Origin of the sequence: Clostridium cellulovorans 743B (assembly GCF_000145275.1) — a bacterium.
GTDB lineage: Bacteria > Bacillota > Clostridia > Clostridiales > Clostridiaceae > Clostridium_K > Clostridium_K cellulovorans.
This window is the reverse complement of record NC_014393.1, coordinates 88,826-104,402: the sequence shown is the minus strand read 5'-3', so window position 1 is coordinate 104,402 and position 15,577 is coordinate 88,826. Positions and strand designations below refer to the sequence as shown.

The window sequence follows — 15,577 nt, the reverse complement described above, 5'->3', positions numbered from 1 at the left end:
TTATGGAGCGGAAGACGAGATTCGAACTCGCGACGTTCACCTTGGCAAGGTGACGCTCTACCACTGAGCCACTCCCGCATATTTTTGGTGACCCCTAGGAGAATCGAACTCCTGTTACCACCGTGAAAGGGTGGTGTCTTAACCGCTTGACCAAGGGGCCTTATTAAAAAAACCAGCGACAACCTACTTTCCCACAAGACCTCTCCTGCAGTATCATCGGCCCTTAGTAGCTTAACCGTCGTGTTCGGAATGGGAACGGGTGTTACCTACCAGGCATAATCACTGGATACACTTTAAAATTTCTTTTAAAGTTCAGAGTGTTCTCTGAAAATTGCATAGATATTAAAAACTTTGTTTAGGTTAAGCCCTCGATCTATTAGTATGAGTCAGCTGAACATGTTACCATGCTTACACCCCTCACCTATCAACCTTGTGTTCTTCAAGGGATCTTACTAGCTTACGCTATGGGAAATCTAATCTTGAGGTGGGCTTCACGCTTAGATGCTTTCAGCGTTTATCCCTTCCCGACATAGCTACCCAGCCATGCTCCTGGCGGAACAACTGGTACACCAGAGGTCAGTCCATCCCGGTCCTCTCGTACTAAGGACAGCTCCTCTCAAATTTCCTACGCCCGCGACGGATAGGGACCGAACTGTCTCACGACGTTCTGAACCCAGCTCGCGTGCCGCTTTAATGGGCGAACAGCCCAACCCTTGGGACCTTCTCCAGCCCCAGGATGCGACGAGCCGACATCGAGGTGCCAAACCTCCCCGTCGATGTGGACTCTTGGGGGAGATCAGCCTGTTATCCCCGAGGTAGCTTTTATCCGTTGAGCGATGGCCCTCCCACGAGGAACCACCGGATCACTAAGCCCGACTTTCGTCCCTGCTCCACTTGTAGGTGTCGCAGTCAGGCTCCCTTCTGCCTTTGCACTCTTCGAACGATTTCCGACCGTTCTGAGGGAACCTTTGGGCGCCTCCGTTACTTTTTTGGAGGCGACCGCCCCAGTCAAACTGCCCATCTAACAATGTCCGGCACCCAGATTCATGGGTTTCCGTTAGAATCCCAATACTGTCAGGGTGGTATCCCAAGGTTGACTCCATAGAACCTGACGGCCCTACTTCCCAGTCTCCCACCTATCCTGTACAGACAATATCGAAACTCAATGCTAAACTACAGTAAAGCTCTACGGGGTCTTTCCGTCCAATCGCGGGTAGCAAGCATCTTCACTTGCACTACAATTTCGCCGGATTTACAGTTGAGACAGTGCCCAAATCATTACGCCATTCGTGCGGGTCGGAACTTACCCGACAAGGAATTTCGCTACCTTAGGACCGTTATAGTTACGGCCGCCGTTTACTGGGGCTTAAGTTCATGCCTTCGCTTGCGCTAAGCAATCCCCTTAACCTTCCAGCACCGGGCAGGCGTCAGCCCCTATACATCAGCTTTCGCTTTAGCAGAGACCTGTGTTTTTGCTAAACAGTTGCTTGGGCCTATTCTCTGCGGCCTAGCTTCCGCTAGGCACCCCTTCTCCCGAAGTTACGGGGTCAATTTGCCGAGTTCCTTAACTGTAATTCTTCCGCTGGTCTTAGGATTCTCTCCTCACCTACCTGTGTCGGTTTGCGGTACGGGTACTATTTTGCTCTCTAGAGACTTTTCTTGGCAGCGTGGAATCAGGTACTTCGCTACTAAATTTCGCTCCCCATCACACCTCAGAGTATTAGCACGCGGATTTGCCTACGTACACCCCTAAATGCTTAGACCAACATCCAATAGTTGGCACACCCTATCCTCCTGCGTCATCCCATCGATAATAACGCTAATAGTAGTATCGGAATATCAACCGATTGTCCATCACCTACGCCTTTCGGCCTCAGCTTAGGTCCCGACTAACCCTGGGCGGACGAGCCTTCCCCAGGAAACCTTAGGTTTTCGACCATTAAGATTCTCACTTAATTCTCGCTACTTATGCCAACATTCTCACTTCTGTACAGTCCACAGCTCCTTCCGGTACTGCTTCTGCCCATACAGAAAGCTCCTCTACCACTCCTTACGGAGTCCATAGCTTCGGTGGTAAGTTTGAGCCCCGGACATCTTCGGCGCAGGATCTCTTGACTAGTGAGCTATTACGCACTCTTTAAATGAGTGGCTGCTTCTAAGCCAACATCCTAGTTGTCTTAGAAATCCCACATCCTTTTCCACTTAACTTACACTTGGGGACCTTAGCTGATGGTCTGGGCTTTTTCCCTTTTGACTACGGACCTTATCATTCGCAGTCTGACTGCCGGGGTAAAAGTATATGGCATTCGGAGTTTGATAGAGTTCGGTAACTGTTGTCAGCCCCTAGCTCATTCAGTGCTCTACCTCCATTACTCATTTTACCCGACGCTAGCCCTAAAGCTATTTCGAGGAGAACCAGCTATCTCCGAGTTCGATTGGAATTTCTCCGCTATCCACAGCTCATCCCATGGTTTTTCAACACCAATGTGGTTCGGTCCTCCACGAGGTTTTACCCTCGCTTCAACCTGGCCATGGATAGGTCACCCGGTTTCGGGTCTACGGCATGCAACTAGTCGCGCTGTTCACACTTGGTTTCCCTTCGGCTACGTACCTTAAGTACTTAACCTTGCTGCATACCGTAACTCGTTGGCTCGTTCTACAAAAAGCACGTCGTCACACTCATATGGTGCTTCGACCGGTTGTAGGCATACGGTTTCAGGTTCTATTTCACTCCCCTTCCGGGGTTCTTTTCACCTTTCCCTCACGGTACTTCTTCACTATCGGTCACTAGGTAGTATTTAGCCTTGGGAGGTGGTCCTCCCTGCTTCCCACAAGGTTTCACGTGTCTCGTGGTACTCTGGATATACTCTCGCTATCATTCGCTTTCTCCTACGGGGCTATTACCCTCTATGGCTTAGCTTTCCAGCTATCTTCGAATAACAAACTCTAGCTTTTATGAGTATTCCACAACCCCAGAGATAAATCTCTGGTTTGGGCTCTTTCCCTTTCGCTCGCCGCTACTTAGGAAATCGAATTTCTTTCTCTTCCTCTGGGTACTTAGATGTTTCAGTTCCCCAGGTGTGGCTTCATGTAGCTATGTATTCACTACAGGATATACATCGTTTGATGCATAGGTTTCCCCATTCGGAAATCTCCGGATCACTGGCTATTTGCGCCTACCCGAAGCTTATCGCAGCTTATCGCGTCCTTCTTCGCCTCCTAGTGCCAAGGCATTCACCATACGCCCTTTGTAGCTTAACCTAAAAATTGCTATAACCTGCGCATTGCTTCGTCACTTTCGCCTCTGCGGTGCTCATTTACATAAGTAAACTCCGCTTCCTCGAGTTTTCAGTTCCTCGCACTGCTTGGTTCTATCAATTTTTTAATTTGGTCTAATTAACACGTTATCGGTTAATCTTATCAAATTAAATTAGTCTTAATTATACAAAGTTTATATAAATAACTTTACTTGGTTTTTAATATCTTATGCAATTTTCAAAGAACAACTTTTCCTTTTTATACAAGCTTTCGCTTTACATAAAAAAGACTTCCAAATCTCTTAGCCGTTAGGCTTTGATCTCTGGAAATTGAACAGAAGAAAGACCCAGTGGACACAGTGTCTTACAAGTAAAACTACTGTGTCATTTTCCTTAGAAAGGAGGTGATCCAGCCGCAGGTTCTCCTACGGCTACCTTGTTACGACTTCACCCCAATCATCGACCCCACCTTCGGCCGCTGGCTCCTTACGGTTACCTCACGGACTTCGGGTGTTGCCGACTCTCATGGTGTGACGGGCGGTGTGTACAAGGCCCGGGAACGTATTCACCGCGACATGCTGATTCGCGATTACTAGCAACTCCAACTTCATGTAGGCGAGTTTCAGCCTACAATCCGAACTGGGACGAGTTTTATAGATTTGCTCCACCTCACGGTCTTGCGTCTCGTTGTACTCGCCATTGTAGCACGTGTGTAGCCCTAGACATAAGGGGCATGATGATTTGACGTCATCCCCACCTTCCTCCTGGTTAACCCAGGCAGTCTTGCTAGAGTGCTCAACTAAATGGTAGCAACTAACAATAAGGGTTGCGCTCGTTGCGGGACTTAACCCAACATCTCACGACACGAGCTGACGACAACCATGCACCACCTGTCTTCCTGTCACCTCAAAGAGGTAACTTCCCCAGTTACGGGTAATTCAGGAGATGTCAAGTCTAGGTAAGGTTCTTCGCGTTGCTTCGAATTAAACCACATGCTCCGCTGCTTGTGCGGGCCCCCGTCAATTCCTTTGAGTTTTAATCTTGCGACCGTACTCCCCAGGCGGAATACTTAATGCGTTAGCGGCGGCACAGAGGTCATGACAACCCCTACACCTAGTATTCATCGTTTACGGCGTGGACTACCAGGGTATCTAATCCTGTTTGCTCCCCACGCTTTCATGCCTCAGCGTCAGTTACAGTCCAGAAAGTCGCCTTCGCCACTGATGTTCTTCCTAATCTCTACGCATTTCACCGCTACACTAGGAATTCCACTTTCCTCTCCTGCACTCTAGACTTCCAGTTTGAAATGCAGCACCCAAGTTGAGCTCGGGTATTTCACATCTCACTTAAAAATCCGCCTACACATCCTTTACGCCCAGTAAATCCGGACAACGCTTGCCACCTACGTATTACCGCGGCTGCTGGCACGTAGTTAGCCGTGGCTTGTTCTTTAGGTACCGTCATTATCGTCCCTAATCAAAGAGCTTTACAACCCGAAGGCCTTCATCACTCACGCGGCGTTGCTGCATCAGGGTTTCCCCCATTGTGCAATATTCCCCACTGCTGCCTCCCGTAGGAGTCTGGACCGTGTCTCAGTTCCAATGTGGCCGATCACCCTCTCAGGTCGGCTACGCATCGTCGCCTTGGTGAGCCGTTACCTCACCAACTAGCTAATGCGCCGCGGGCCCATCTTATAGCGGATTGCTCCTTTGATACATCTCTCATGCGAGAATTGCATTTTATGCGGTATTAATCTTCCTTTCGGAAGGCTATCCCCCTCTATAAGGCAGGTTGCCCACGTGTTACTCACCCGTCCGCCGCTAATCCACCCCGAAGGGCTTCATCGCTCGACTTGCATGTGTTAAGCACGCCGCCAGCGTTCGTCCTGAGCCAGGATCAAACTCTCAATTTAAATTGTTGAGTTCTAATCTTGACTTTGGTTTTTATTTTAAAACCTCAGAATTTGTCTGGTCTTGTTCTTCTGTTCAATTTTCAAAGATCAGTTTATTGCTTAATTTCCACACTGTCTTCCGACAGCTTATTCAGTATATCAGCTTCAAATTTCATTGTCAACAACTTTTTTAAAGTTTTTAGACATTTCTTCGAATTGTTTGTTCGCATCGAACTGACGAAATATATAATATCATGGATAAGCCTTTGAAACTTTAGAATTTTACTAATTATATAAGAATATATTGACTATACTCTCATTATCTATCTATTTCTCTATATTACATCAATTGATACACTCGACATCGTTGATATTGTATTGTAGATTATATAGGCATGCCACCCCTTTGAAATCTACATTAAATCTCCAATTATGTATCTTTTTTAAAAATCTTTTCTCATTCTTATGAAATTAATTATTTATTCCGTGAAAAATACTTACACACATAAGAACACCTAAGTATTATATATTTCATCAATACTTAGGCGTTCCCTAATATAATATTAAATTTACTCGTTGTGCTAGTTAAATACGTTGGCAATACTTACAAATAGAAAAACTCCAGCATATTTGCTAACCTATCATTAAAAAACACGACTAATCTAATGATAGGAGGCTAACTTATATGCCAGAGTTTAATAAAGATTTTATCATAACAATAAACAACTTAAAAGATTTTATTGTTGTCACTTATGTTATAATTGATGATTTTTACCAAAAGGTAACTCCAGCATTTATTATGAACCGTCGCAATATTGATAAGTCAGTAATGTCTGATAGCGAAATCATTACTTTATCTTTAGTAGGCGAACTCTTAACCATTGACTCTGAAAAAGCTTGGTTTGGGTTTTGTTCTAAAAACTTACGAGATCTGTTCCCTAATTTTTGTAGTAGAACAAGATTTCATAGAGTAAGAAAATCCTTATTTCGAGTCACAGATGCAATACGTAAGGAATTTATGAAATTTCTTAACTATCAATATGATCGAATAAGAATTGTAGATAGTATGCCTATTCCTGTGTGTAAATTTGGTAGAGCTCACTTTCATAAGTCATTTAAGCCGAAGGCTGCCTACGGGCGATGCGCTTCGAAAAAAGAGACATATTACGGCTTCAAATTACATGCATTAGTTGCTTTAGATGGCTATATCACAGACTTCTCTATTACTGCTGCAAACATTGATGATAGAGACGCAGTCTGGGAACTTATAGATAATTCAGTTGTTAATACACTAATAGGCGATAAAGGCTATATAGGTCAAAAGATTGCTTCGCAATTAAAAGAGATAATGGATATTAATCTTCTAACCATAAGTCGTAATAACAGTAAAATTAAACTTTTAAAACCACTTAGGCAACTCATATTCAAGGCTCGTCGTAGAATAGAAACCACTTTTTCTCAGCTCTCCGAGCAATTGAATATACAGAGGGTTCTTGCAAAGTCAACTTGGGGCTTTGCTACAAGAATAGTAAATAAAATATTAGCTCATAATCTTTGTTATTTTATAAATAAAATCTTAAATATAGGTATAGATACAGCAAAGATTAAGACATTAATATTTGGATAATAATTCCTAAGGATTTGGCGACATCTTCATTAGGAGAAGTCTGCTCAAATATATGGAATAAATATCCTATTAATGAAAACTTATCTGTTAGCACAACAGGTTAAATTTATATATATATTTAGTATAAACTTTAAATAATTAACCTTATTACTAAAATCCTTAACATGTACTTTAAGCTGCAAAATCTTTTCTTGTAAAAATTATATCTGATACGATATAACATATTACTGCAGTTACTATTAATACAATGATCCCAGTGATACCATTATAATGAATATTATTATAATACTGTGCTGACATTCCACTTAGTATCATTGATGGATCATTATATGCTACAAATAGTAAATGAACAAACTTTTTTAGTCCTTTAACAACTTGGAAGAAAATTGGGGAAGCTATTGATATTATAATACCAATTACCGTAGATAAAGTTGCACTCTTGCATATAGTAGATAACATAAACCCAAAAGCAGATCCAGCTAAAATAAATAGTATCTCGAAGCCTATGTATTGTATAAAATATTGACTAGTACTTATAATATGCATTGAGTTTTCTATAATAGCAATTGGATGTGAACCATCTGATAATAGTATTGTCTTTAATACTTCGAACTTAGCTCCGACTATTACTGGATAATTCCCATTCCCAAACCCATTAGTAATTCCAATACCTAAGAAGAAGAGAATCTGGATTCCTACTATTAATCCTATTGCTGCTGTAACTATTGTTATAAATTTCGATAATAATATTTTCCTTCTTGTAGTTGGTTGTACCAATAAGAACTTAACAGTTGCTGGGTTCATTTCTCCTGATACTATATCACTTGAGAATATAATTACTCCTAAAGTTAAAATTATCCCACCTAAAACCGTAAATATTTTATTTATTACTGAATAACCATCGAAAGTGCTTCCTTTAATTGGCTTTATATCATTATCATATAGGTATTGAAGTTTTTCTAAGTCTGCTTTCTGTTGATTTAGATCGTTATTTAAATAAACAAAATTTTCTGTACCTTCATTTGTTTCCGCATTCTTCTCCATTTCTTCTATGGTTTTCTTTTGATTATCTATTTCTGTTTTTAAGTTAGACTTCCAATCTATATTCTCTTCGCCTTTTTCTATAACTTGATTTAGGTAATCAATTTGATTTCTTAAATTTGCAATTTCCCTATCAATATTTGACTCATATTCCTCTTTAACTTGATTATCTTTTGATTCGTTATTTGCAAATTGTTTTTTATTCTCTTCTAAATAGCTTATTTGTTGTTCTATATTAGCCTTTTGAGTTTCTGGTTTTTGATTTCTTTGATCTATACGATAAGTATAGTATGCAAATACAGTGCCTAAACACATTACAGCTAAGAATAATCCTATAAGCACCCATGTCTGTGTTCTTCTAAATAACTTTCTATACTCATTTTTAATAAGTGCTAGCATTATCTTATACCTCCTTCAACTAATTCCATATATCTTTGTTCTAGTCCTCTTTGTCTTATAAATAACTCCTTTACTTCAACATCCTTCAAAACTAATTCTTTTAATATCCTTGAAGAAGTATTAACTTTCGCAGTAATTATGTATTTACCATACTCTTCATCTATCTTTTCTATATTTGGACTACTTTTTAGGACTTCTTTAACTAGTTGTATTTGCTTTTCATCATTACTATTAATTGATAGGGATAAAATTTCAAACTCTGTCTCCATCTCTCCATCTTTTATGCTTTCCACTGACTTAATTACACCATTATTAATAAATGCAACTGTATCACACAACTGTTGAACCTCGCTTAAAATATGTGAAGATACAAACACTGCCATATTACGTTCGTTAGCCGCTTGTTTTACTATTTTTCTAAAATCTAATATACCTGTTGGATCAAGACCATTAGTTGGTTCATCCAAGATTAATAGTTTTGGGCTGGAAAGAAGAGCTGCTGCAAGACCAAGTCTTTGTTTCATACCCAAAGAGTATTTTCTTACTTTATCATTAATTCTATTTTCTAGACCTACTAGCTTAATGGTGTCTTCAACTTCTTCCTTTGAAACATTTCTAACTCTAGCTATTTGCATTAGATTTTCTCTTCCTGAGAGATATCTATATAACTCTGGATTCTCGACCACAGCGCCCACGTTTTTTAAAGCTTCTTGAGTATTTTCATTTAAATTACGCCCCATTATAGTTATGCTGCCACTGTTTGGTTTTATTAGGCCAACTAGCATTCTTATGGTAGTAGTTTTACCAGCTCCGTTAGGACCTAAGAACCCAAAAATTTCTCCCTCTTTTACATTAAAAGAAATTCCCTTTATTATTTCTCTTTTTCCAAAGCCTTTGCGCAAGTCTTTTACTTCTAAAACATTCACAAAATCAACTCCTATTTTTATATTTTAATCTTTCTTATTTTTTTACCTTCAACTCCATCAATAACATTTACGATCTTGTTTAATAACATATATATAAACGGTGAAACCACAAAGGAAATTATATTGCATATATGTCTTACTAAATTTTCACTACTTTTTACTAAGCCAGGTGAGAAACTATCTTGTGCCAACATTATCCTTAATGCTTCCCCTGTTGCTTCAGCATGAATTTTTGAATAAATTGCATATAAGATTATACTAATAAATGATGCACTCATAATAGTAATCAATAAATTAGTAGCAACCTTCACCTTGCTAAATACGAATATATTCCCTAAATTTTGAACTTCATAATATTGATTTAGCAGGAACATTATAAAAATTAAAATAACTGTAATTATAAAAACAATAACCATCCAACTGATAGAATCTCTTTTGGAACAGGTACCATTTACCAGATAATCCCCTCCTCTTAAATACTGTTGCGTGGCAACATCATACAGCTTAAATAAAACCTTTTCTATGCTATTTCCTAATGCATCAATAAATCTAAAATGATAATTTATTCTCCACAATATAATTGGTCCAATTATCAGATATCCAAGAGTAGCAGGTATAGCTAGCACTGATATTATAGTTTTCCCAAATATTGCTTGATATAAAAATGTAACACTTAATACATTTATAGTTACTATTGATACTGTAAAAAAATAAATCACTATATCAGAAATATAAATATTTAAGTATTCATTAAATACTTCTTTCACCGAAAAATATACAATTACCCTAACTATAGTACTGATAATTATTGCTATCATAGAAATTGTTAACACAGCTATAAACTGTGTTCCAAGTATCTGTTTCCTCGTAACATTTTTTGAATTTAAGAAGCTAAGGCTTTTCTGTTTATTACTACCTGTGGACATTGCAACTAAAGTAATTAACATAACTATTAAAAGAAAGTAATCTGCTAAATCTAAATTAATACCTAAACTCATCATAGCTGGTATTTCATCAAAACTTTTAATACTCTCTATAGTTTTAACACTTCCTAAAAAATTAATTGGTTTTATACCTATTATAAAAACTATAGCTATTATAAATGCCCAAAGTCTTGACCATTGTTCATAAAATATAGCTTTACTAAAAAATTTCCCCATATATCTCTTCACCTCCAACAGAGTAGATGAACATATCCTCTAAATTCATATCTATCTCCTCTTCAATTAACAAACCATAGCTCCTAAGCCTAGTTAAAAATTCTTCATTATATTCCTTAGTAACTATATGATATACCTTTCCAATATTGCTTACAGAACATACTTCGGACCATGTACGGATATCCTTTGGTGCTTCCTCTTTAAATACAACTTGAAGCTTCTTTATTGATTGTTTCATATTTTCAATAGAGTTAGTGTATTTTATCTCACCTTCATTAATAATTGCCACACTATCACAAATTCGTTCCAAATCTCCAAGATTGTGGGATGATATGAATATAGTAGTACCATTTTCAGCAACTTCATCTATCAATAAGTTCATAACACTCCTCTTCACTATAGGATCTAACCCTGATGTAGGTTCATCTAAAACTAGTACTTCTGGCTTCATACATACATTTAGCATAATAGCAAGCCTTGTCTTCATTCCCTTTGATAACTTAGAAACTCTACGATTCAATGGAATCTTAAAAAAAGCATTTATTCTGTGGAATTTTTCTAAATCAAAATTTTTATGTGCTATTGTATAAAACTTTAATGCTTGTTTTACCTTTTGCATATCAAAGTAGTCATTTACGTCCGCAACATATCCGATTTTTTCTTTTACCTCTGCATTATCAAAAACCTTTTGTCCATCTATCTCAATCGTACCTTTATCCATACAATAGATACCCGTTAACCCTCTAATTAATGTACTCTTACCAGCACCATTAGGTCCAATTAAGCCGAATATACTTCCTCTTTCCACCTTTAAGCTTACATTTTTTAAAACTTCTTTATCTTCAAAAGCTTTACTCACTCCATTAATGGATATCATAAAATCACCACCATACTTAATTATTCCTTCTTCTTTAACTCCTCATAGAATTCTTCTAACATTTTCTCAAGTTCTTCCTTTGTAATGCCCATATACTGCGCTTCCAACACAATCTTCTTTATCGCTTCCTTAAGCATTATAACTTTATCCTCCTGAATTTTAGGTTTATACTCACGAGATACGAACGTACCTCTTCCTCTTATAGTTTCAATAACCTTCTCTCTTTCCAGTTCTGAATATGCTTTACTTATTGTATTTGGATTAGTCGTTATTATAGCAGACAACTCTCTAACTGATGGCAATTTATCTCCAGGCTCCACAATTCCTTTAAGAATATTCTCCTTGATTCCATCTATTATCTGCTGATATATAGGTGTACTACTTCGTGGGTCAATGTTTATCAAAAATTCCACCTCCTATTTAGGTGTATTAAGTGTACTATGTCTTGTAGTACACTTATACTATAACATCATTATCTGTCACAGTAAATACCTTTTTTATTTTCCTTTAATATATCTACATATTTTGTATAATGTAAGACAAAAGCACCTCAATATAGTCTTTACCTGATAATATGGTTATTTCATAAAATGACTTCTATCATAATTTTTATGAGGACTAATGACTATATTCCATGAAAAACTTAATACTGCTTAATTCCATTAAAAATTAAATGAAGCAAATACTTTACTATGGCTTCAACTATAATAAAGTATTTGCTTCACTGGGAAATTAATATTAAATGGTGCCATTTTTATTATAACAAACCTTGATAATGCAACTACTAATAAAGTTAATTCACCCACTCCGTTTATTAAGATATAAATTAGTGCTGTGAATATCGTAATATAAATTGAGTCCTTAAGACTCTAAGATTAATATGTGATTAGAGTAACTTCTTACACAGAATGATAGAAGTGTTATCTTTAATTTATTTCTAACCCGTTGATATATCTTAAAAACATCCCTCTTCAACTTAAGAACTTATAGCTCTATAAAAACTAATTTCATAACCATTTATTAGAGTTATATCCCCTCAATAAAATCTATAATTTCAGTAACTCCAAGTACAACTAAAATACAACCAAGTATCTGCAAAGCTCTTATATATAAAATCGTAGGTTCAACATTCCGCTTATTCTTCCAAGACTCTGAGATTCTCCAAATACCTTTAGGTTTTATTAACATCTTAAATCCTATAATTACCAAGAATATGCCTGCTAATAATTCCATTTTATCTCCCCAACCCTAATAATATAAATCTCTTATAAACCAACGAAAAACTGAAGAAATACTACTAATATAAAACCTGGTATACCTAAAAAACCAACAATCAATGCAGTTACTGTATTCACTGGTATTGGAAAATTAAATGTTGTTGCTAAAAAATGATTATAAAGATTTAATACGATAATCCCCACAAGGCTGTTTAAAGCTAGCTTGAAAAACAACTTTATAGGCTTCGCTAATATTTTAATTATTATATAAAGAATTGTTATAACTATAACCGCCATAATAATAGTCTCTATCATGCAACTCACCCCTTCCTATAATATAATTATCATAAACATAAATTATTACAAAAATAAAATATCCATTCAGTCTATATTTCTATACACTAAATGGATAAATACTCTAAATAAATATTTTAGCGTTATTTCTTTAGATTTCTTTTCTTCCTTCTAACGCTTTAGCTAATGTTATTTCATCAGCATATTCTAAATCTCCACCCATAGGAAGACCATGCGCTATTCTAGTTACCTTAACATCAAAAGGCTTTAGTATTTTGGATATATACATAGCAGTAGCTTCACCTTCAACATTGGCATTAGTAGCTACGATTATTTCCTTTATGTTATCCTTCATTCGTGATACAAGCTGCTTAAGATTTATGTCATTAGGTCCTCTGCCAGCCATTGGAGATATAGTGCCATGAAGAACATGATAAGTTCCATTAAAATCTCGAACTTTTTCAACTGCCATTATATCCTTTGGCTCTTCTACTACACAAATAATACTATTCTCTCTATTTGGGTTTGAACAAATTGAACAAGGATCTGTATCTGTATAATTCCCACAAATAGAACAATACTTTATAGTCCCTCTTGCTTTAACTAAGGCTTCAGCAAATTCACTAACCTCTTCCTTTGGCAAGTTTAATACGTGCAATGTTAATCTCTGTGCAGTTTTATATCCTATGCCAGGTAACTTTGCAAACTCTTCTATTAACTTTTCTATGGCAACAGGATAAAATTCCAATTAGTTCACCTCTTAGAACATTCCAGGAATGTTCATTCCTCCAGTAATTTTACCAAATTCTTTGCTTGTTTCTTCATCAGCTTTTTTCATTGCTTCTGATAAAGCACTAACGATTAAGTCTTCTAAAGTTTCTATATCGTCTGGGTCTACAACCTCTTCATTTAATTTTAAACTTACGATATCTTTTTTACCAGTTACTACTGCAGTAACAACTCCTCCACCTACTGAAGCAGAAAAGTGCTTATTTTCGATATCTTTTTTCATATCCTCCATTTGTTGTTGCATCTTCTGAGCCTGCTTTAATAAGTTGTTCATATTTCCGCCGCCGAAGCCGCCACCACCAAAACCTCTAGCCATTATAAAAATCCTCCTTAAATATTATATACATATTTAATATTGTATCATTGGAGTATCTATTCATCAATAACCTCGATGTCAACACCCAAAGAATCCCTTAAAATTTTTTCAGGTGATTCAGAGTATCTATTATCATTTTGCTCTACTATATATACTATTCTAATTTTTCCTTTTAGTACCTGATAAAATATCTCCTCAACCTTTTTCCCATTCTCACTTTTTTCTAAGTTGACTTTAGAGAATCCATATTTTTCGCCAAACTTAACTTTTAAAACGCCATTAACACACTCAACAGGTTCTCCCGGCTTTAAATAAGCATATATACTCATAAGTCGTTTTTGCTTTAAAGTTTCTAAAATATCTTGCCAGTGTTTTTTTACATATTCAAGACTTATATCACTACTTAACGCTGAATTTTCCTCATCAGTATGTGATATTTCTTGTACCTTTGGGACACTTGCAGCCCTTGGTTTAATAATAGGCTTTTGTTGCTCTTCCTTTGGTTTTATTTCCAAAGAAATATCTCCACTCTGTATCATTTCTTCAATTTTGTTAATTCTCGATAACAACATTTCTTTTGAAGTATCATACTCGATTTTACACATCTTTATTATTGCAAGTTCTAAGTATATTCTCGACTGCTTACTCCATTTCATCTGCTCTTCTGATTCTTGAAGAATATTTATATGTCTCATAATCTCTTCTACTCTAATCTTAGAAGATTGTTCCTTTACGTGAGCAATATTCTCCATAGACATATCTAACACTTCTTCAGGGTTCTCTGTAACCTTTACCATCAGAAGATTTCTCATATGCGTAACTAATTCTTTAACAAATAGGTTTACATCCTTGCCGCTATATATTACATCATCAACCACATGTATAGCCTTGCCAATGTCTTTTTCAATAATACATTCTGTTAATCTTAAAAGATGTTCGTTGGTAACAATACCTAGAATGTTTATAACATCATCATAATTAACTACCCCATTACCCATAGCAATAGATTGATCTAATATACTTACAGCATCTCTTAATGCGCCATCACAAATCCTTGCTATAAAACTCAATGCTAAATCGTCAGCCTCTATATTCTTATTATCAACTATTGACCTTAACCTTGCTTGTATGTCAACATTTCTTATTCTCTTAAAGTCATACCTTTGACATCTAGATAAGATTGTAATAGGTAGCTTTTGAGGATCTGTGGTCGCCAAAATAAACAATACTCTTTTAGGAGGTTCTTCTAAAGTCTTTAAGAAAGCATTAACAGCTCCCATAGTGAGCATATGAACCTCATCTATTATATAAACCTTAAATTTAGCTTCTTGTGGAGGGTATTGGACATCCTCAATTATATTTCTTATGTCATCAACACCATTGTGAGATGCCGCATCCATTTCTGTAACGTCTATAGCAATGCCTTCATTTATTTTTTTGCACATTTCGCATTCATTACATGGCTCCCCATCTATAGGATTCAAACAATTTACAGCCTTTGATAATATTTTTGCTGTAGATGTTTTTCCTGTACCCCTGGTACCACATAAAAGATATGCATGGGCTATTCTATTATTCTTAACTTGATTTTTTAAGGTTACAGTCACCTGACTTTGGCCTACCACTTCACCAAAGTTCCTCGGTCTCCATTCCCTATATAACGCTTTGTAGGCCATAAAATTCACCTCTTAGTGTTTTTTATTACATGCTCATTATATAACAAAACTTATCCTAAAAGATAGAATTTTATCCCAAGAAAATAAGCTAATTTAAAAACAAATGT

11 protein-coding genes, 2 tRNA genes and 3 rRNA genes are annotated in these 15,577 nt (G+C 36.8%); 1 reads left to right on the top strand and 15 read right to left on the bottom strand.

Annotation, left to right across the window (positions count from 1 at the left end):
- Positions 1–3: 3 nt before the first annotated feature.
- The 5 genes from CLOCEL_RS00380 to CLOCEL_RS00360 form a co-directional block, all read right to left on the bottom strand.
- Positions 4–78: transfer RNA gene (locus CLOCEL_RS00380), tRNA-Gly, on the bottom strand.
- Positions 79–85: 7 nt separating this feature from the next.
- Positions 86–160 (bottom strand) — tRNA-Glu (locus tag CLOCEL_RS00375).
- Between the two features lie 10 nt (positions 161–170).
- Positions 171–287 (bottom strand): 5S ribosomal RNA (gene rrf / locus CLOCEL_RS00370).
- A gap of 69 nt (positions 288–356) precedes the next feature.
- Positions 357–3,261: ribosomal RNA gene (locus CLOCEL_RS00365) — 23S ribosomal RNA — on the bottom strand.
- Between the two features lie 393 nt (positions 3,262–3,654).
- A 16S ribosomal RNA gene (locus CLOCEL_RS00360) occupies positions 3,655–5,169 on the bottom strand.
- Together the 16S, 23S and 5S rRNA genes with 2 tRNA genes alongside form the textbook arrangement of a ribosomal RNA operon.
- Before the next feature lie 664 nt (positions 5,170–5,833).
- On the opposite strand from CLOCEL_RS00360, the gene CLOCEL_RS00355 reads away from it, so the two are divergent.
- Positions 5,834–6,775, top strand: a complete 942-nt coding sequence (locus tag CLOCEL_RS00355; protein WP_010076700.1) for an IS982-like element ISClce1 family transposase — start codon at positions 5,834–5,836, stop codon at positions 6,773–6,775.
- 171 nt (positions 6,776–6,946) lie between these two features.
- Here the strand turns inward: CLOCEL_RS00355 and CLOCEL_RS00350 are convergent, their stop codons facing one another.
- The 10 genes from CLOCEL_RS00350 to dnaX all read right to left on the bottom strand — a co-directional run bounded on the left by CLOCEL_RS00350 (position 6,947) and on the right by dnaX (position 15,470).
- Positions 6,947–8,215, bottom strand: coding sequence for an ABC transporter permease subunit (locus tag CLOCEL_RS00350; RefSeq protein WP_010073042.1), 1,269 nt, complete (start codon positions 8,213–8,215; stop codon positions 6,947–6,949).
- Complete coding sequence (locus tag CLOCEL_RS00345; protein ID WP_010073043.1) at positions 8,215–9,141, bottom strand: ABC transporter ATP-binding protein; 927 nt, start codon at positions 9,139–9,141, stop codon at positions 8,215–8,217. The genes CLOCEL_RS00350 and CLOCEL_RS00345 overlap by 1 nt, the downstream gene beginning before the upstream one ends.
- 17 nt (positions 9,142–9,158) lie before the next feature.
- Positions 9,159–10,301: a hypothetical protein gene (locus CLOCEL_RS00340; RefSeq protein ID WP_010073044.1), complete on the bottom strand. Its 1,143-nt coding sequence runs from the start codon at positions 10,299–10,301 to the stop codon at positions 9,159–9,161.
- Positions 10,285–11,178, bottom strand: a complete 894-nt coding sequence (locus tag CLOCEL_RS00335; protein ID WP_010073045.1) for an ABC transporter ATP-binding protein — start codon at positions 11,176–11,178, stop codon at positions 10,285–10,287. The genes CLOCEL_RS00340 and CLOCEL_RS00335 overlap by 17 nt, the downstream gene beginning before the upstream one ends.
- 20 nt (positions 11,179–11,198) lie before the next feature.
- Positions 11,199–11,582 (bottom strand): GntR family transcriptional regulator, encoded by a 384-nt coding sequence (locus CLOCEL_RS00330; protein WP_010073046.1) that lies wholly within the window; start codon positions 11,580–11,582, stop codon positions 11,199–11,201.
- Positions 11,583–12,204: 622 nt separating this feature from the next.
- On the bottom strand, positions 12,205–12,411 hold the full coding sequence (locus CLOCEL_RS00325; protein WP_010073047.1) for a DUF6199 family natural product biosynthesis protein: 207 nt from the start codon (positions 12,409–12,411) through the stop codon (positions 12,205–12,207).
- A 32-nt stretch (positions 12,412–12,443) separates the two neighbouring features.
- On the bottom strand, positions 12,444–12,710 hold the full coding sequence (locus tag CLOCEL_RS00320) for a pro-sigmaK processing inhibitor BofA family protein (protein WP_010073048.1): 267 nt from the start codon (positions 12,708–12,710) through the stop codon (positions 12,444–12,446).
- Positions 12,711–12,840: 130 nt separating this feature from the next.
- Positions 12,841–13,437 (bottom strand): recombination mediator RecR, encoded by a 597-nt coding sequence (recR, locus tag CLOCEL_RS00315; RefSeq protein ID WP_010073049.1) that lies wholly within the window; start codon positions 13,435–13,437, stop codon positions 12,841–12,843.
- Positions 13,438–13,449: 12 nt separating this feature from the next.
- Positions 13,450–13,794 carry a YbaB/EbfC family nucleoid-associated protein gene (locus CLOCEL_RS00310; RefSeq protein WP_013291567.1) on the bottom strand — a complete coding sequence of 115 codons (345 nt, stop codon included), beginning with the start codon at positions 13,792–13,794 and terminating at the stop codon, positions 13,450–13,452.
- A gap of 56 nt (positions 13,795–13,850) precedes the next feature.
- Entirely contained in the window at positions 13,851–15,470 is a 1,620-nt protein-coding gene (gene dnaX, locus CLOCEL_RS00305) for a DNA polymerase III subunit gamma/tau (protein ID WP_010073051.1), read from the bottom strand.
- Positions 15,471–15,577: the final 107 nt, after the last annotated feature.

Bases quoted from the DNA above. Each gene is read 5' to 3' on its own strand.
- CLOCEL_RS00320 (WP_010073048.1), bottom strand. From the start codon at position 12,710: ATGATAGAGACTATTATTATGGCGGTTATAGTTATAACAATTCTTTAT.
- CLOCEL_RS00340 (WP_010073044.1), bottom strand. From the start codon at position 10,301: ATGGGGAAATTTTTTAGTAAAGCTATATTTTATGAACAATGGTCAAGA.
- CLOCEL_RS00350 (WP_010073042.1), bottom strand. From the start codon at position 8,215: ATGCTAGCACTTATTAAAAATGAGTATAGAAAGTTATTTAGAAGAACA.
- CLOCEL_RS00355 (WP_010076700.1), top strand. From the start codon at position 5,834: ATGCCAGAGTTTAATAAAGATTTTATCATAACAATAAACAACTTAAAA.
- CLOCEL_RS00325 (WP_010073047.1), bottom strand. From the start codon at position 12,411: ATGGAATTATTAGCAGGCATATTCTTGGTAATTATAGGATTTAAGATG.
- CLOCEL_RS00335 (WP_010073045.1), bottom strand. From the start codon at position 11,178: ATGATATCCATTAATGGAGTGAGTAAAGCTTTTGAAGATAAAGAAGTT.
- dnaX (WP_010073051.1), bottom strand. From the start codon at position 15,470: ATGGCCTACAAAGCGTTATATAGGGAATGGAGACCGAGGAACTTTGGT.
- CLOCEL_RS00310 (WP_013291567.1), bottom strand. From the start codon at position 13,794: ATGGCTAGAGGTTTTGGTGGTGGCGGCTTCGGCGGCGGAAATATGAAC.